Below are 17,502 nucleotides of genomic sequence, written 5' to 3'. Positions count from 1 at the left end.
TCACACTTTAGTAAAATCCGGTTTTGATGATTTAACATTTTTTAAAAAGTCTTGAACATATTCTTTATATGGCTCTTTATTAAACTGCTCAAAGTACGTCATGCCCATCTTAATCGGATCGCCAAAGAAATAATATTCATAATGTGTTTGTCGGCTGCCAAATGCGCTCATAGTCACATCCCAAGCTAAGCGGAATAATTTAACTCTGTCGTATCCTTGTAGATTTTTCGATTGTAAGGCACGATCTAACAATGGACCGATATCTTCATGGTGGAAGTCTTCTTCTGTAGGAATTCCCATAAGTCCTGAAGCTCCAAGAATACGAAGGATTTCCGTAATACGAGGATATACTCTTGGGAACCAGTTTCTAGCTGCATTCAATGCTTCAAAGTCTGGCGTCATCGTTCCCCATTTATCTAATTTTGCATTGTGCTCCGCTTTATATAAATGAGATTTCATAGTTTCTAAGATAAGCATGACTTCTGTTCCTTTATCCTGTACATGCTGAAACTTATCGATGCCAATGGCGTCCATAACACTTAGAATAACGCCAAGGACGAATTCTGTTTTCACAATATTTTTGGCAACCACTTGGTGGGACATGTGTACCACAGCGTTTGTTTCTAGGAATGTACGGTTACAAATGGAAGAGTTTCCGCAAACAAAAACTTTCTCCCATGGAACGAACACGTTATCAAAATAAACAATGGCGTCCCCTTCTTCAAAACGACTGCTTAAAGGATGATCCCATTCATCTTTACCATAATCAAAGGATTCTCTACTAAAGTACTTAAGCCCAGGCGTATTATTTGGAACGACGAAAGCTAAGGAATATGGATCATCATGCTCCCCAGATTGTTTAACAGTCGATGGGAATACGAGGATTTCGTCAGTAATACCACCCTGCGTGGCAAGTAGACGAGCACCGTCCACTATGATTCCATCAGACTTTTTCTCAACCAAGTGTAAAGCCACATTAGCATCCTTTTGCTCATGTTGAGCTTTTTGACGGTTAACTTGTGGATGAATAAGTGTATGTGTCAGACTTACATCATTTTCTCTAGCATAGTCATAATAATTTTTAGCATTTTCTGCAAACATTGGGTCATCTTCAGCAAATAGGTCCGTAGCTACTCCCATAGCCATAACTTCAGCGTTTAAATAGTCCGGGGAACGTCCCATCATTCCTCCAGAAATGCGTGCCCATTCTTGGATGGCTTCTCTTCTCTTTATTAAGTCATCAATGGTTTCCGGACGATAGAAAGTCATTCCAACTTTATCCCCTGTTTGTGGGGAGGTATAAAGCATTTTTTCTTGTTTTTCGTATTGCGTATCATATAGTTTTGCCATCGATTGGATAACATTTTTAAATGCAGGATGAGTCGTTGGATCTTCAACTCTTTCTCCGTGAATATAAATATTGTTTTTAGCATTCTTTAGTCTTTCAATATATTCCGCTCCTGTTTTTGCAGGCATAAAGTCTCCTCCTTGATTTCTTTATTTTTTACCAAACTGAGGGATATGGTGTTCTCCCAACGCTACATGGATAATTTGGACTTCTGTGTAAAATTCAAATGCATAATGACCGCCCTCACGACCGATCCCGCTATGTTTGGATCCGCCAAATGGTGTGCGTAAGTCCCGCACATTTTGTGCGTTGATCCATAGCATACCTGAGTCAACGGCTTGAGCCACTCGGTGCCCGCGCTGAAGATCTTTTGTCCATACATAACCGGCTAGACCGTAGCGGACGTCATTCGCTTTCTCGATAACCTCCTCTTCATCCTTAAATGTCATGACGGCAATAACCGGACCAAATATTTCCTCTTGTATGACTTGCATAGAGTTTTCGGCATTTAATAGCAATGTAGGAGCAATAAAGTTCCCACGGCTAAACTCCTCAGGGACCGTTCCGCTTACCACCTGACACCCTTCCTGTTCCGCTATGTCCAGATACTTTTTCACATTTTCATAATGCTTGGTATGGATCAATGGTCCGACTTGAGTTTCCTCTTTCATCGGGTCCCCGACAACAATGTTTTGCACTCGTTCTTTAAGAGCAGCAACGAAATCCTCTGCCACATTTTCATGGACATACAGTCTTGAGTTAGCTGTACAACGTTCCCCGTTGAAGGAGAAGATTCCCCAAGTACAAGCATCGATAGCCCGTTCCATATCGGCATCTTCAAAGACGATGATTGGCGACTTGCCGCCAAGCTCCATGGAGAACTGTTTTAACGAATCGGCGCCATTTTTCATGATTTCCGACCCTGTTGTTGTTTCCCCTGTGAAGGAAATCAACTCAACATCTTCATTGGCCACCAGTGAAGCTCCTGCCGTTTCTCCATACCCATGGACAACATTGAACACCCCATCTGGAAGGCCTGCTTTATCGATAATTTCGGCTAAACGGTTAGCAGTCAACGGCGACCATTCTGCCGGTTTCAACACCACTGTATTCCCTGTTGCTAAAGCTGGGGCAATCTTCCATGTTTCCAGCATGAATGGTGCATTCCACGGTGTAATTAATCCGGCAATGCCAACTGGTTTATGAATTGTATAGTTTAAAAACTGATCATCGACTTGATAGGCATCTCCCACAAGTCGGCTCGACACCATTTCAGCATAGAATCTAAAGTTTTGAGCTGCGCGTGCTACCATTTTTTTCGTTTGACTGATCGGAAGGCCCGTGTCAAAGGATTCTAACGGGGCTATTTCCTCAATATGTTCATCAATCAAATCCGCAATCTTATAGACATAGCTTAGACGCTCCTTCAAAGGTAGGCTTCCCCATTCTCCTTTAAAGGCCTTCCTTGCTGCTTTTACAGCTTTATCAATATCATTGCGATCACCAGAGGCTACTTGATTAATCTTTTCATTTGTAAAAGGATTGATGTTGTCAAACTGTTCATTTGATTCAGCATCAACAAACGCTCCGTCAATATACAATTTTACATCTTTAATTTCAGATATAACTTCTTGACCGGACTTACTACCATCAACTAAATTTACATTACCCATTCTTTTCCTCCTCATTTGATAGCGCTTACCTAATAGGTGATATAAAATGCAAACCCTTCCAAACCAGATTTGCAAATTTTCAATAAACTTTGTATTATCAAAGTTATCACACCTAGAAGTATATTAATAATATCTATAAAATTTACTTCCTATACCTATTTAATATACTCCCAGCAGAGGCGCCCAATTGGAGCTTCATAAGTTACTAAATAACGAGAGGAGTTCAAAATGAATATTAAACAAATTCATTATTTCCAAACTGTAGCTGATGAACAACAGATTACGAAAGCCGCCAAAAAGTTACATATGGCTCAACCTCCATTAAGTCAACAAATTAAATTAATGGAACAAGAGCTAGACCTAAAATTATTCGATCGCCAAGGGCGTAAACTTGAATTAACGAAAGCAGGGGAGATTCTCTACGAAAAAGGGTCACGCCTCCTAAATGATTTCAAGGAAACGCTAGCGGAAGTAAAGGAGACAGGTGAAGGGATCCGTGGGGCCATGAATATTGGGTCAAATAAAACATGTTTCTCTTTCCTGAGTTCTACTTTAAATCAATTTAAGGTTCAACACCCACAAGTATCCTATCAGCTTCGTGAAGGAGATACCTATTTTCTCGAAAAATGTATAATAAATCGGGAAATCGAATTAGCTGTAGTTCGTCTTCCTTTGCAATTTGAAGAATTTGATATGCTACCACTTCCTTCCGAATCTTATATTCTCGTTACACCTGATTCATGGAACATGAACTCTAACGATAGTCAACAGATAGCATTTGAAGAGTTAAGGGGTATCCCCCTAATGTTACTGCACCGAATTAGCGGAGCGGGGCAATATGAGTTAGTTGTCGATGAGTGTCGAAAGCACGGGGTGGAACCAAAGGTTGTTTGTGAGTGCCCTGATGCTGCTATGCTCCTTTCTCTCGCTGCACAAGGAATGGGAGCCACAATAGTTCCAGAATCAACACTTACTTCTTTTTCTTATCCTAATATAAAAAGTTATAAGCTTTCCGATTCGACTATTAAAGCTGAATCTGTAGTAATTTGGCATAAAGATCGATATTTAACGAAAGGTTCTCAGCGATTAATACAATATTTCAAAGATCAATATTGTGAAGCTCAATTAGTGTAATCACTTCAAAGCAAAAGCCGTGTCGACCATCAAAGATAGTCACACGGCTTTATTTATTGAATAGCATCAACATTTTCACGTTCCCATTCGCTATTTTTGTTTTGTTTTTTAGATCTAGTTATTATACTCACCCCTATAAACACTATAGTTGATAAAGGGAGGGAATAGATTAAAGGATCAACATGTGTCCATGGATACGGTAATAAATAGTCTTTCCCAAAAAGGGCCTGAGAGAGTCCAAAAGCAGAAGATTGGGAAACTTTCAAAAACAGGAATCCAAATACGCTTGCTGTAAAACCGGTGATAATACTGGCTACGGCCCCTTCTTTAGAAGCACCCTTCCAAAACAACGCCCCCGTCAATGCTGGTAGAAAGCCAGCGGCACATATGCCAAACCAAAAGGCTGTGGCTTGAGCGATGATACCACCTGGTAAGGTATAACCTAATATGACAGCTAAGATAACCCCAATAATGACTCCCAATCGAGCTGGACTTATTTTATTCCAAAGCACTGTTTTGACACCTAACGTTTTAAGTATATCCTCACCAAACGCAGAGGATTGAACATGGATTAACGAGCTTACCGTTGATATGGTTGCTGATAAAAGAGTTAGTGTAAATAAATAGACGAACCACTCTGGCATTAAAGAGGTTATTAACCTAGGAATAACTAAGTCTGTATTCCCTTCAGCTACTGTAATAGCTAATTGACCGGTCGTCTCCATAAAATACACATTACTTAATGGCCCAATCATATAGGCGGCACCGGCCATAAAGAAAATAAAAACTCCGCCAACTATAACCGATCGATTTAACGCTTTATCATTTTCGACAGTCATGGATCGCATAGCTAATTGGGGTTGGGCTAAGACGCCAATTCCTACCCCCAAGATCATAGTACTTACTAAAGTCCACCACATTGGGGACCCGAATTCTGGCATACTCATCCAACCCGCATGTCCCTCTGCAGCCAACTCTTCCGGAACCATACTTTTTAAAGCACTTAAGGCTTTATGCCCGTCTAATAGCCCACCTACGGCTTGATAGGTAACTACTAAAAATATGGCCATCCCTACCAACATGATCACGGCTCCAAAAGCATCTGTATACATCACAGCTTTAATTCCTCCTGAAATGACATACAGACTTACAATCACAGCTAATAAAAATAATGCTATATTAAAATTTATGGAGAGGGACTCTTGAAGAAATCTCCCTCCTCCAATTAAAACAATACTTGTATAAGCAGGCATGAAAATAAAAATCATAGTACCTGAGAAAACAGTAATGAATCTGGATTTATAATACTTCCCAAGAAATGTAGGAAAAGTTGAAGCGTTTAGATGAAGGGACATTCTCCTTATCCTCTTACCAAATACAGCAAAAGCCACAAATATGCCTAAGACGATATTCAAGAATGCCAACCACAATAACCCCATACCATACACGGATGCTACGCCTCCAAATCCTACCATTGATGACGTACTTATAAACGTAGCGCCATAGGAAAGTGCCATGACAACTGAATTCGTATCTCGTCCTCCTACTAAATAATCCTCTTGGGTAACCGTTTTTTTATACCCATAATAAGCCAGTCCTGACATAATGCCTATATAACCTAAGACCAAGGGGATCAAGATGGTTAAGTTCACTCTTCTTCCCCTCCCTTATTCCACATATATGCTCCATAAACAATACACACAATAGGAGCTAAAATGGCCCCAAACCAGGCAAGTGCACTCCATAAATCTCCGAATCCTAACATCCTATTCCCCCTTATATCTTCTTAAGCTCATTATTAATCTTGGTTGATCACAACTAATTTCATTTCAGACATTTCTTCATAAGAATATTTCACGCCTTCTTTTCCGGTACCGCTGTCCTTCACTCCTCCATAAGGCATGTTATCGACTCTGAAGGTAGGAAAATCATTAACAATCACTCCACCAACTTCCAGCTGATCTGCCGCATCAAGAGCTGAAGAAATGGATTCTGTGTAGATTCCTGCTTGAAGCCCATATTTCGAATCGTTCACCTTCTCTATCCCTTCATCAATAGAGGATATTTTGTCGATCAAAACAATCGGAGCAAATACTTCTTGGCATGATACCTTCATGCTAGGTTCAACATTTAATAAAACGGTCGGTTGGAGCATATTCCCATCAGATTGCCCCCCTGAAGCAATGGAAGCACCATTTTTCGTTGCTTCCTCTATCCATTCTAAGGAACGTGTAACATCCTCTGGGGAAATCAAGGCTGAAATATCGGTGCTTTCAGAGAGAGGATCTCCTAATTGAAGTTTTTCCGTTTCTTTTACAAACTTCTGGACAAATTCTTCATAAAGGTTTTCATGTACATAAACCCTTTGTAATGAAATACATACTTGACCCTGGAAACTGAATGCCCCACTCACACATCTTGAAACGATCGAATCAATATCCGTATCTTCATCGATAATAAGGGCAGCATTCGACCCTAACTCGAGGGTTACTCTTTTTAACTCAGCCTTATTACGGATGGATTTCCCTACTTCTGGACTTCCAGTAAATGTAACCATATTCACACGTTCATCTTCTACAATGGCGTTTCCTACCACTCTTCCCTTTCCTGTAACCACGTTTAGAGCCCCACTTGGAAGACCGGCTTTTTCTAGTAACTCGGCAAGGAAAAAGGAAGACAGCGGGGTTTGGGAGGCTGGTTTTAATACAATGGCATTCCCTGCCGCGATAGCTGGTCCTATTTTATGGGCCACTAAATTCATCGGGAAATTGAACGGGGTAATAGCGCCTATAACCCCAATCGGTTCGTATTTGGTATAACCTATCCGATTTTTCCCGCCAGGTGTTGCATCAAGAGAGATCATCTCCCCATGATTTTGCTTAGCCTCCTCAGCTGCAAACTTATATGTTTGAATGGTTCTTTCTACTTCTCCTTTTGCCGTAGAGATCGGCTTAGCTGCTTCTAATGCAATAATATGTGCTGCTCTTTCCTTATTTGATTTTAAAAGGGTCACAAGCTCTTCAAGAATTTCTGCACGTTCAAAAGATGATAAGTTTCTCATAATTGGCTTTACAGAATCGGCGGCATTGATCGCCTCTTCCACGTCTTCCGTAGAAGCAGATGGAATTTCACTTATGACTTCTCCGCTATATGGGGAAACGAGTTCTGTATAATCGCTTCCTTCCTTCCATTGTCCATGGATAAAAAGCTTTTCTCTTTTTATGGAATCTGTTGCTGGCAAAATAAAAACCTCCTCTTTAAAATTCAAAGTCTATCTCCCTATCAGTAAACGCTTTCAACAACTTAAATACTTAAGGCACATGGCTTAGGTGGATGAGGGAATCTTCAGAAATATAAAACAACTATAGGTTATCACTGGATTATTGATATGATAAATATTAATTAAGTTGTTTTAACCAATTTTAAAAATATATTTTCGGAAAACTATGCAAAAAAAGAGCAAACTCCTTCAAAAAGCATGCCCTTTTTTAGATATAGTGGTTTATTTGAACCGCTGATGTATATTATTCGATTTAAAAGTTCCATTTTGAAACTCCACTAACTCAAGCGATAAGGCTAAATAATGTTCCTTAGAATAGCCTTGAAAATGTATTTTTATTGTTTCGAAAATCTCCTCACACGTTTCCTGTTTTTCTTGTTCACTTCGCCCTTTACCTATCTTAAAAGTGGCATGGACAAATGCATCATTTTCTTGTCCATCTGCTATGCAATAATGGTGAACCTCATGGGCTCTGCATCTAACTCCCCCTATTGGGTAAACCTCTTTCTTAGAGATTAAAACATTATTGATTTTCTTAAGTAGTTGTTGAATGTCCGTATGAGGAGAAAGATTATCCGTGTACTCTAAAATGACATGTGGCATGTCTATACCCTCTTCCTTATTCAATGATTGTATTTTTAAGCCTTCCCAGCCCTTCAATTTCAGTGATCACTTCATCTCCAACCTTCGTGTCTACTGTACCTTTTGGAGTTCCAGTTAATAGTAGATCGCCAGGGTTTAATGTCATAAAGCTACTTAAGTATTCAATTAAAGTGGGAACATCAAAAATCATATCCTTCGTTGAACCTTCTTGGACAATCTCTCCATTTACATAGGTACATAACGATAAATTCATCGGATCTGAAATATCATCAACATCCACAAACCACGGTCCTAAAGGCGTACTATCATCACGGTTTTTCACTTTAAGATTAGGCCTGTAATAATTCTCTAAATAATCTCGAAAAGCATAATCATTTGCAATAGTATATCCAGCAACATAGTCATAAGCATTATCTTTTGGAACATCCTTGGCCTGTTTTCCAATGACTACGGCCAGTTCACACTCATAGTGCATGTTCGTAACATCGTCGGGACGCTTAGTATTACCACGGTGACCTATAAAGGTATTAGAGCCTTTTAAAAAAACGAGGGGTTCCTCGGGAGCCTTAAAAGATAATTCGCTCGCATGGTCAAAATAATTCAATCCTAACGCAAAACATGTTTTCGGTTCGATGGGAGGAAGCCACACGACCTCCTCTTCTGCTATAGATTTACCATTTTCCAATTGGACTCCCTCATGAGATGCGGTCGCATGATGGATATCTCCTTCATAAGCTACACGAGCTGTTTTCATAACCCATACCTCCTGACTATTTCTTCGCGATTGTGTGTTTTAATGTACCAACATTTTCGATCTCAATGCGTACATGATCCCCGTTGGATGCTTTAGGAGCGTTTTCCGGTATCCCGATCATTAAAACGTCCCCTTTGTTTAATGTCATGAACTCTGTCACATCTTTAAGTAATTCAGAAACAGACCTCACCAGATTTTTCGTGTTGTTTTCCTGTTTTACTTCATCATTTATGTACACACTGATGTCTAAAGCGTCTACATTTTCAACTGCTTCCTTTTCGATCACCCAAGGACCGACTGGGCAAAAACCATCCCTGGCTTTTTCTTTAATAGCCGGTCGGAATACACTTTCATGGGGAATGCTGATATCACTCACAACCGTATACCCTTCCACATAGTTCAGGGCATCTTCTTGGCTTACTTTTGTGGCCTTTTGACCAATCACAATGCCAAGACTGGCCCCTATCTCCAATTCATCCTCTTCTTTTGGAAATGGTACTATTCCTTGATGTCCGATAAGGGTGTTCGCTGGTTTTATATATAAAACCGGCGCTTGGGGCGGTCGTTTATAAGGGTCCTCATTTAGTGATTCTCCCATTTTTTCTAAACTTCCTTTATAATTTAGCAACGTTCCATAAACCGTTCCTGAAACAGGCGGGTTCCATATTTGCCCCTCTAGGTCAACATTTTGCTCCTTAAGTTTTACCTGAGAGGATTGTAGATTAACTTCGAGTACTGTATGCTGCAGAGATCCACTATGGTTGGCTCTTACATATGGCATTACGTTCACTCCTTCCATTTTAATCGTTCCCTTTATTCAGAAATATCCGATAATAAAACCGTAACATTCTACCATTCATATAATAAATATTTATAAAGTTGATAATGTATACAAAAAAGATATAGATAAGAAAAAAACTAACTATCCAGGATGTAAAGTATGTTTTGATAGGGACTTTCCAGTATGTAATCACTATATAATAAGCTATGCGGAATCGGGAAGGCGCTTACAATTTGAAGCGTTTTTACGTATACTCATGAATAAGATCACGTTGAACTAATTATATAGTAAGGTTTATAGAATCCTAACAGCTTATCTAATATTAAGACTAACCAAGCAACTCTCATAAAGAAGGTGCTAGAAATGTCATATGGAAAGTCTATAGGCGAAGTTTTATATAACTCCAACCACAATGGGGAACTTTATTTGGATAATGAACGGATGATTTTAACTTCATCCTCTGTATTTGGAACACTTAGAAAAGATCTTATTGAGAATATTTGAATGGATCGGATGAAGGGATTCCTTATCCGTTATGGTTGGAACTTAGGTGCAAACGATGCCGAAAAAGCGCTCGAAAAAAACTTACCTTCTGTAGAAAAAATTCTGAAGCAAGGACCTGTTTTACATATGATGAGGGGATATACAAAGGCCAAACATCCAATCTTCAAATTGATTATCATTTGGACGGATCGGTACAATCCGTGCATGTAGAAGGAACATGGTTCAGCTCTTATGAGGCAGAAGAACACGTACATCAGTTCGGAAACTCAGAAGCACCGGTGTGTCACAACTAATTGGTTACGCTAGTGGCTATTACTCAAAAATTTGTGAACACAATGTTCTCTTTAAAGAAGTCTCTTGTAAAGGAAAAGGTGACAGTGAGTGTCGCTATGTTGGTAAATCACTAAACCAATGGGAAGGTGAAGTGGATAGTGAATTACCATATTACGAAAATACAACGATTGTACAAGAATTGGAGACAGCGTACGAAAAGCTTCTTGAAGAGCGTAATAATCTCTCGAGATCAGTATCCATTCATAAAAAATTAACGGAAGAACTCATCAATGGGAATAATTTGCAGTCCATGGCAGATGTTGTTTATCAGACAACGCAAAAACCCATTATAATAGAGGATGCAGCTTTTCACCAATTAGCGTATGCCGGATTAACTCATGAACGATTCGAAGAGGTAAAATCAGACGTTCCATCTTTTTTAGAGGAAAAGAAACACATCAATTCTTTTTATCAAACGAGTAAACGCTCGTCTGTTAATCATCAACGCCTGATGGCGCCAATTATTCTGGAGAAAAAAGTCTTTGGGTATTGTTCCTTTGTTTATGATAAAAAGAATGAGGAACCTTCTGAAGTGGACCAATTGATTCTGGAGAGGGTTGCCACCGTTTGTTCGTTATATATGCTAAACGAGAAGAATTCCTTCGAAGCCACAGAGAGAATGAAGGGGCACTTTTTAGAACAAATCATTTACGGACATTTCTCATCATCCAAACAGGAAATTTTAAAACGAGGAACTTACGTTAACCTTAACCTGGAACGACCCTATTACATTGTTGCACTTGAATATAATAATCAACACAATCATTCAAAAGAAGAGTTATTTTTCCATGAAGAGGTAATGGAACGTGTTCTTCAATATTTTAAAAATTGCTCCCATGTCTTGATCGGCCAACGGAACGGAAATATTATTTTTCTTATACAAAAGGACTTTTTAAAAGAAAGCATAAACCACTTATGCGACACTCTTATTGGCTTTCTAACCAAGTGTTTTCCGATGCATACCTTTAAAATGGGAATAAGTTCTTTAACCAAGGATATTCAACTGGCATCAGAATTTTACGATGAGGCTATTACTGCCTTGCAGATGGCCACTTCCTTTAATGAGGTAACACATTTTGAAGATCTAGGTGTCGTGGGAATATTAATTCATTCCAACAATAAAAAAGCCATCAAACAAAAAGCTAAACAACTTTTAGGGACACTATATGAACAAAAAGATGATCACGTAGAATTTATCAAAACTCTTTATGTATTTTTATCAAACGGGGGAAATCTTGAGAAGACGATGGACAAGCTTTCTTTGTCAATGAGTGGGTTACGCTACAGAATAAAAAAAATTGAGTCCTTACTTGGACAAGACCTCCGAAACCCTGAATTTGGTTACCATCTTTTTATAACGTTACAAGCTTTGGTTGTCGAAGGTGAGATAAAAATTGAATAAGCGTATATTGATGACACGCTGCAAACGATAGATGTTTATTTAGGAAAGCATTATATCATACGCCCTTTTTAGAACCTGCTTAACTGCATTTTATGCTTTTAGGTGGTTTTTTTTTGTTTAATGAGGGCCAAGATGAGCTCAGTATAATAGCAAGTTGTAGCCATTTCCTTGAACAAACGAACAAAATATATTTAATTATTAAGTATTTATTAGACAATGTTTGTCGTAGATCCTATACGTGCTGTTCGTTATGATTAATTTGAGTATTTTGATAAGTTGAAAAATTGACACTCCTTATTTAAAGGAATCCAATGACAGGAAAAAATTTAAATGATGTAGGTAACGACGAAAAAAGAGGATCTAAAACCATTTATGCGTTCCTCTATCACCCAGCAATTACACCACTTTATGAAAGCGGATTCAACCGTATCTGTATCCAGAAGATCTGATTGTTATCAAAAGGAAATTACTTGGGAAGGTGAACAAAATGGAAATTGTGCGGCTGACTCACCCTTTAAAAGAATCACTTAGTCCAAAAGAATCTCATGTTATGGCCGTGGGGTTCTTTGATGGAGTTCATTTAGGTCACCAAGATTTAATAAAACAAGCGAAACGGATTGCTGATCAGGAGAATAGAACACTAACCGCGATGACTTTCGATCCACACCCAGATGAGGTGATCAAGGAAGAGACTGACCGAAAATACCTAACCCCGTTGCCTGCTAAAGCAGAGAGATTAGCTAGATTCGGCTGTGAAAAATTGTTTGTTGTCAGCTTCGATAAGGCGTTTGCTTCTCTTCCTCCAGCTGATTTTATTAACGATTATGTTATAAGTCTTAATACAAAAAATGTGGTGGTGGGATTTGATTTTACCTTTGGTTATAAAGCAAAGGGAGATACGGAATATTTACAGAAAAAAAGCCTAAAGAAACCTTTCAATGTCACTGTGATTCCTAAGAAAACATATGACAAGGAAAAAATAAGCTCCACCTTATTGAAGAGTGTAATTAGGGAAGGCCATGTTCATCTCGTTCCATATTATTTAGGAAAACATTATGAGGTCATAGGTCACATCAACACTTTACGTTCAAGAGGAAAAACGATAAAAGTGGATCCAATTGGAAGATATCTTTTACCTAAACCAGGGCTGTATCAGGTCCAAGTCAAGGATGGAAAGCGAACGCTTCAAGGATTATTTCGTCTCTTCCCTTCTATTGAGGAAGAGAGTGAAATAACTGTAAACGGATTAATAGACCCCCATGTCAATAAGATTTCTATTCAATTTACCAACGAGATTTCAAGTACTGCAATGATATCGGGGTAAGAATAATTTTAGGGAGGTTTTAGTAGATGGAGGATAGATTATTTCGTGATGCCATGGGGAAATTTGCAACAGGTGTTACCGTTATTACTACGGAAATCGAAAATGAAGTACATGGAATGACAGCGAATGCTTTTATGTCTGTTTCACTAGACCCAAAGCTTATTTCTATATCGATCGATGAGCGCGCTGGGATGCATGGAAAACTAAAGCATTCCGGAAAATTCGCAGTTAATATTCTTTCGGAAAAACAACAGGACATTTCGATGCATTTCGCAGGTCAGAAAAAAGAAAACCGGGAAATCAATTTTGATTGGTTAAAGGAAACGCCTGTCATTAAGGATTCGTTAGTTACTATTGTGTGCAATGTGTATAGTACCCACAAAGCCGGAGACCACACGTTGTTCATTGGTGAAGTTATTCATGTGGAAACTAATGAAGATCACCCTTTAACCTTTTATAAAGGCCAATACGGACTGGAAACCAGTCATGTATGAGAAACGCTTGAACAAAGCAAGTTTTATACAATAAGAAATAAATGGAGGTTTTTTACATGATGAATGGTAAAGAATATTTGGAAAGTCTTAGGGACGGTAGAGTTGTTTACTTAAATGGTGAACAAGTGGATGACGTAACAACACATCCAGCTTATCGAAATGCTGCAAGATCAGTAGCACGTTTGTACGATGCCTTGCATGATCCAGAAACAGCCCCCACCCTTACTACTGAAACAGAAGATGGACATAGAACCTTTAAATTTTTCAAAGCCTCAACAAGCGCAAAAGAACTTTTAGAAGCTAGAGATGCTATGGCAGAATGGTCCAAACTAAGCTATGGATTTATGGGGCGAACACCAGATTATAAAGCTGCCTTCACAGGATCACTGGGGCCGTTTGCAGATTTTTATGAAGGATTCGAGGATAATGCAAGAAGATGGTATAAGAAAGCACAAAGAGAGGTTCCTTTCTGTAACCATACTATTGTTAACCCGCAAATGGATCGTGACCAACCCCTTCACAAAAATAAGGATGTCTTTGTACGTGCAGTGGAAGAGCGAGATGATGGCGTTGTTGTAAGCGGTGTCAAAATGGTGGGTACGTCTGCTGCCTTAACCCACTATAATTTCGTAGCAAACTATTCACCAGCTGATTTAGGGGAAGGCGATAAGAGTCACGCTTTAATTTTCTTTGTCCCCATGAATGCTCCAGGTTTGAAAATTATTAGCCGTCAGTCATTTGAAGAAATGGCAACTAAAAATGGAACCCCATTTGACTATCCACTATCCAGTCGCTTTGATGAAAATGATGCTGTCATTGTTTTAGATAATGTGCTAATTCCATGGGAAGACATTTTAACCTATAACAATGTAGATATCGCAAATGGCTTCAGACCGAAAACCGGTTGGCTTAATCGCTATACGTTCCAGGGATGTACTCGTTTCGCTGTGAAACTTGACTTTATGGTAGGACTGCTACTTAAAGCAACGGAAATGGCTGGAACAAGTCGTTTCAGAGGAGTTCAAGCCAACATCGGAGAAGTCATTTCTTATAGAAATATGTTTTGGGCGATTTCTACAGCAATGGCTTCTGATCCGGAAGAAGGGCCAAATGGTACTGTATTGCCAAACAGCACATATGCAACTGCTTACCGTACGTTTGCCCCAACCGTTTGGCCAAAAATAAAGGGTATTTTTGAACAAGTTGTTGCTGGCGGGCTCATTCAGCTGCCTTCTAGTTCAAAGGACTTTTTGAATCCTGAAATCAGACAATATTTGGATCAATATTATAAAGGCTCTGGCGGTGTCAGTGCCGAAGAGAGAGTAAAAGTTATGAAATTAATTTGGGATGCCATTGGAACCGAATTTGGAGGACGACATGAATTATATGAAATTAATTATGCGGGAAATCACGAAGGTATCCGTTTAGATGCACTTAAAATGGCCAACACAGCAGGACAAACTGACCAATATAAAGGCTTTGTAGACAAGGCTTTGAGTGATTACGACCTTTCCGGTTGGACATCTGATGATTGGATTAACCCGGAAAAAGAACTCCAAAAAGCAATGAGCGCCCTTTCATAAATCTAGTAAATCATTTTAACAGTGTTGAACTTAGGTGTTGATCAGGGGTTTAACTGTGAAAACTGTTAAACCCTTGGTGCTTATACTTAACTAATAAATTCGGTGAATATTGCGGCGTTAACAAAACACATAAAAGCTAAAAATTAATCTATTTTAAAAGGGTGATTTTATTGTTAGGTATGGAAGGTATCCTGATTACGGTTGCATGGATTGGAAACGTTTTAATTACCTTAGGCTGTGTGATCTATGGGGCTGTAATGTGGAACCGAGGAGGGGATGATCCCAAATGAATATCTCAATTATGATTCCTCTATTTATTCTATATGTTATTTTGATGTCGGGGTTAGCGTATTATGGTTATCGTAAAACAACATCTGAGGCTGATTATTTAGTTGGCGGACGTAATATAAACCCAATCATTATGGCTCTTTCCTATGGGGCAACACTCCAAAGTACATCCGCTATTATCGGCTTCGGCGGAGTATCGGCAAATTTAGGTTTTGGGACGCTATGGCTGGCGTTTATGAATATTTTGTTTGGTATTTTTGTTGCCTTTGCCCTATTCGGCACACGCATACGAAAGTTATCCGTTCAATTAGACACACACACTTTTTCTTCCTTATTAGGTAAGCGCTATCAATCCAAATTTATTACAGTGTTTTCGGGGGCAATGATTTTTCTTTTCATGCCTGCCTATACGGGTGTTGTCCTAATCGGTGGCGGGCGGTATCTACAAGAAACATTAAATATGAATTTTGATCTAGCCATATTCATACTAGCGATCATTGTTGGGGGTTATGTTATCAGTGGTGGCATTAAAGCGGTTATGTACACAGACGCCTTCGCTGCTTTTGTGATGCTTATCGGTATGATCATCTTTCTCATAATCGGCTATCATTCTCTCGGTGGAGTATTCGATGCCCATAGTACATTGACTGCCATGGAAAATCTAGTTCCAGAATCGCTTGTAGAGCAGGGACACCAAGGTTGGACATCGATGCCAGAGGCAGGCTCTCCGTTATGGTGGACAATGATCAGTACAATAATTATGGGTGTTGGAATTGGAGTGTTGGCCCAACCACAACTAGTGGTCAGGACCATGACAGTAAAAAATAATCAAGCTTTACACCGTTCGGTTTTAGTGGGCGGCATTTTTATGTTTTTCTTGACAAGTGGTCCATTTATGCTTGGTGCGATTAGTAATGTTCAGTTTTACAATACAACCGGGGAAATTGCTGTACAAGCTGCCGGAGGAAATATTGATTTAGTGATTCCAATGTTAATAAATGGAATGATGCCGGATTGGTTTCTATACTTGTTTACATTGACGTTGATATCACTAGCGATTTCCACGATTAGCTCCTTAATACACGTCCAAGCATCGGCTTTTGGAGAAGATATATTAAAAACATTAGGTATTACTCAAATCCCCGGGATTAAACTTAGTTTGTCCCGCCTTGGGGTTATTATTGGAATGGTAGGTGCGGTTTTTATGGCTTATTTCTTACCGAGTGGTGTAATTGCTCAAGCTACATCCTTCTGGTTCGGAATTTGTGGGGCGGGATTCTTGCCTACCTTGGTTGGCGCGCTATATTGGAAAAGGGCTTCAAGAATTGGGGCTATTTCAAGTATCAGTGTTGGTTTTGCGTCTAGTGTGATCGGCTATTTATTTTTCAACGCAAAAGTTGCTACGGCCATTGGGCTTTCTAGCGCTCTTTTCGGAAAAGAAACCTTACTGGGTTTTCCCCTAACTCATATCCATCCACTTTTATATGCATTGCCAATATCAACAGTAGTCTTTATCGTCGTAAGTTTAAAGAATCCCACAAAGGTTGACCAAAAGACATATGAAGTTGAAGATTCTGTTGTCAACCAATAAATGAAGAGAGACGTTCTGTAAGTACTGCTTATTTCGAGAGTTGTTCATCGTGATTTCTCTCTTTTTCGTGGTCGCTTGTGTTGGAATAACTAACACTACTTGTTTTTCAATTGCCATGGAAATACAAGGACATCGAGCTGGCAGTGCTTCTGCTTTATTAGGGGCTCTTCCCTACTTGCTAGGTGCCATAACAGCACCTCTTATTGGAATTGCAAGTGAGTCAACGGCTGTACCCCTATGGCAGTTATCATTCTGATAACTACCATAGTAGCTCTCAGCTCTAATATATTTCTTACTCACGGAAGGATTTAAAAGGTTACCACGCCCAAAAACAGCGTATTTCAAATTCAGTTCAATATTATGTGGTTTTTTCTTTCCAAGCATCGAGCCCAATAAAGAAAAACGTAAAC

The 17,502-nt window shown here is 39.2% G+C and carries 15 protein-coding genes and 1 pseudogene; 8 read left to right on the top strand and 8 right to left on the bottom strand.

Translation table 11 applies throughout. The features are described from left to right. Positions 1-1,476, bottom strand: a complete 1,476-nt coding sequence (gene hpaB / locus P9989_RS02625; protein ID WP_283077274.1) for a 4-hydroxyphenylacetate 3-monooxygenase, oxygenase component — start codon at positions 1,474-1,476, stop codon at positions 1-3. Between the two features lie 21 nt (positions 1,477-1,497). After that, complete coding sequence (gene hpaE / locus P9989_RS02620) at positions 1,498-3,021, bottom strand: 5-carboxymethyl-2-hydroxymuconate semialdehyde dehydrogenase (RefSeq protein WP_283077273.1); 1,524 nt, start codon at positions 3,019-3,021, stop codon at positions 1,498-1,500. A gap of 228 nt (positions 3,022-3,249) precedes the next feature. On the opposite strand from hpaE, the gene P9989_RS02615 reads away from it, so the two are divergent. Next, entirely contained in the window at positions 3,250-4,155 is a 906-nt protein-coding gene (locus tag P9989_RS02615; protein ID WP_283077272.1) for a LysR family transcriptional regulator, read from the top strand. 53 nt (positions 4,156-4,208) lie between these two features. Here P9989_RS02615 and P9989_RS02610 read toward each other — a convergent pair whose 3' ends face one another. The 6 genes from P9989_RS02610 to P9989_RS02590 all read right to left on the bottom strand — a co-directional run bounded on the left by P9989_RS02610 (position 4,209) and on the right by P9989_RS02590 (position 9,573). Then, positions 4,209-5,807, bottom strand: a complete 1,599-nt coding sequence (locus P9989_RS02610; protein WP_283077271.1) for a sodium:solute symporter family protein — start codon at positions 5,805-5,807, stop codon at positions 4,209-4,211. Continuing rightward, complete coding sequence (locus P9989_RS21570; protein WP_346274884.1) at positions 5,804-5,920, bottom strand: symporter small accessory protein; 117 nt, start codon at positions 5,918-5,920, stop codon at positions 5,804-5,806. Before P9989_RS21570 ends, P9989_RS02610 begins: the two co-directional genes overlap by 4 nt. Positions 5,921-5,953: 33 nt before the next feature. Beyond that, positions 5,954-7,396: an aldehyde dehydrogenase family protein gene (locus P9989_RS02605; protein WP_283077270.1), complete on the bottom strand. Its 1,443-nt coding sequence runs from the start codon at positions 7,394-7,396 to the stop codon at positions 5,954-5,956. 261 nt (positions 7,397-7,657) lie between these two features. Further along, positions 7,658-8,038, bottom strand: coding sequence for a 5-carboxymethyl-2-hydroxymuconate Delta-isomerase (locus P9989_RS02600; protein ID WP_283077269.1), 381 nt, complete (start codon positions 8,036-8,038; stop codon positions 7,658-7,660). 16 nt (positions 8,039-8,054) lie between these two features. Beyond that, positions 8,055-8,792 carry a fumarylacetoacetate hydrolase family protein gene (locus tag P9989_RS02595; protein WP_283077268.1) on the bottom strand — a complete coding sequence of 246 codons (738 nt, stop codon included), beginning with the start codon at positions 8,790-8,792 and terminating at the stop codon, positions 8,055-8,057. A 16-nt stretch (positions 8,793-8,808) separates the two neighbouring features. After that, complete coding sequence (locus P9989_RS02590) at positions 8,809-9,573, bottom strand: fumarylacetoacetate hydrolase family protein (protein WP_283077267.1); 765 nt, start codon at positions 9,571-9,573, stop codon at positions 8,809-8,811. A gap of 363 nt (positions 9,574-9,936) precedes the next feature. Between P9989_RS02590 and P9989_RS02585 the strand changes: the two are divergent. The 7 genes and pseudogenes from P9989_RS02585 (at position 9,937) to P9989_RS02555 (ending at position 17,348) form a co-directional block, all read left to right on the top strand. Then, positions 9,937-10,287: pseudogene (locus P9989_RS02585) on the top strand (XylR N-terminal domain-containing protein). A 70-nt stretch (positions 10,288-10,357) separates the two neighbouring features. Beyond that, positions 10,358-11,812, top strand: coding sequence for a helix-turn-helix domain-containing protein (locus P9989_RS02580; protein ID WP_283077266.1), 1,455 nt, complete (start codon positions 10,358-10,360; stop codon positions 11,810-11,812). Between the two features lie 487 nt (positions 11,813-12,299). After that, on the top strand, positions 12,300-13,136 hold the full coding sequence (locus P9989_RS02575; RefSeq protein ID WP_283077265.1) for an adenylyltransferase/cytidyltransferase family protein: 837 nt from the start codon (positions 12,300-12,302) through the stop codon (positions 13,134-13,136). Positions 13,137-13,162: 26 nt separating this feature from the next. Next, on the top strand, positions 13,163-13,630 hold the full coding sequence (locus P9989_RS02570; protein ID WP_283077264.1) for a flavin reductase family protein: 468 nt from the start codon (positions 13,163-13,165) through the stop codon (positions 13,628-13,630). A gap of 56 nt (positions 13,631-13,686) precedes the next feature. Continuing rightward, on the top strand, positions 13,687-15,213 hold the full coding sequence (locus P9989_RS02565) for a 4-hydroxyphenylacetate 3-hydroxylase family protein (RefSeq protein WP_283077263.1): 1,527 nt from the start codon (positions 13,687-13,689) through the stop codon (positions 15,211-15,213). A 286-nt stretch (positions 15,214-15,499) separates the two neighbouring features. After that, complete coding sequence (locus tag P9989_RS02560; protein WP_283077262.1) at positions 15,500-17,092, top strand: sodium:solute symporter family protein; 1,593 nt, start codon at positions 15,500-15,502, stop codon at positions 17,090-17,092. 115 nt (positions 17,093-17,207) lie between these two features. Further along, positions 17,208-17,348, top strand: coding sequence for a hypothetical protein (locus P9989_RS02555; protein WP_283077261.1), 141 nt, complete (start codon positions 17,208-17,210; stop codon positions 17,346-17,348). The last annotated feature ends 154 nt before the right edge of the window (positions 17,349-17,502 follow it).

The organism is Halobacillus naozhouensis (assembly GCF_029714185.1).
In the GTDB taxonomy this organism is placed as follows: Bacteria; Bacillota; Bacilli; order Bacillales; family Halobacillaceae; genus Halobacillus_A; species Halobacillus_A naozhouensis.
Note: the sequence above shows the minus strand (reverse complement) of the source record. Positions and strands in the feature narration are given on the sequence as shown.

Coding starts and splice junctions, on each gene's coding strand:
- hpaB (WP_283077274.1), bottom strand. CDS start 1,476: ATGCCTGCAAAAACAGGAGCGGAATATATTGAAAGACTAAAGAATGCT.
- hpaE (WP_283077273.1), bottom strand. CDS start 3,021: ATGGGTAATGTAAATTTAGTTGATGGTAGTAAGTCCGGTCAAGAAGTT.
- P9989_RS02615 (WP_283077272.1), top strand. CDS start 3,250: ATGAATATTAAACAAATTCATTATTTCCAAACTGTAGCTGATGAACAA.
- P9989_RS21570 (WP_346274884.1), bottom strand. CDS start 5,920: ATGTTAGGATTCGGAGATTTATGGAGTGCACTTGCCTGGTTTGGGGCC.
- P9989_RS02600 (WP_283077269.1), bottom strand. CDS start 8,038: ATGCCACATGTCATTTTAGAGTACACGGATAATCTTTCTCCTCATACG.
- P9989_RS02595 (WP_283077268.1), bottom strand. CDS start 8,792: ATGAAAACAGCTCGTGTAGCTTATGAAGGAGATATCCATCATGCGACC.
- P9989_RS02590 (WP_283077267.1), bottom strand. CDS start 9,573: ATGCCATATGTAAGAGCCAACCATAGTGGATCTCTGCAGCATACAGTA.
- P9989_RS02575 (WP_283077265.1), top strand. CDS start 12,300: ATGGAAATTGTGCGGCTGACTCACCCTTTAAAAGAATCACTTAGTCCA.
- P9989_RS02570 (WP_283077264.1), top strand. CDS start 13,163: ATGGAGGATAGATTATTTCGTGATGCCATGGGGAAATTTGCAACAGGT.
- P9989_RS02565 (WP_283077263.1), top strand. CDS start 13,687: ATGATGAATGGTAAAGAATATTTGGAAAGTCTTAGGGACGGTAGAGTT.
- P9989_RS02560 (WP_283077262.1), top strand. CDS start 15,500: ATGAATATCTCAATTATGATTCCTCTATTTATTCTATATGTTATTTTG.
- P9989_RS02555 (WP_283077261.1), top strand. CDS start 17,208: ATGGAAATACAAGGACATCGAGCTGGCAGTGCTTCTGCTTTATTAGGG.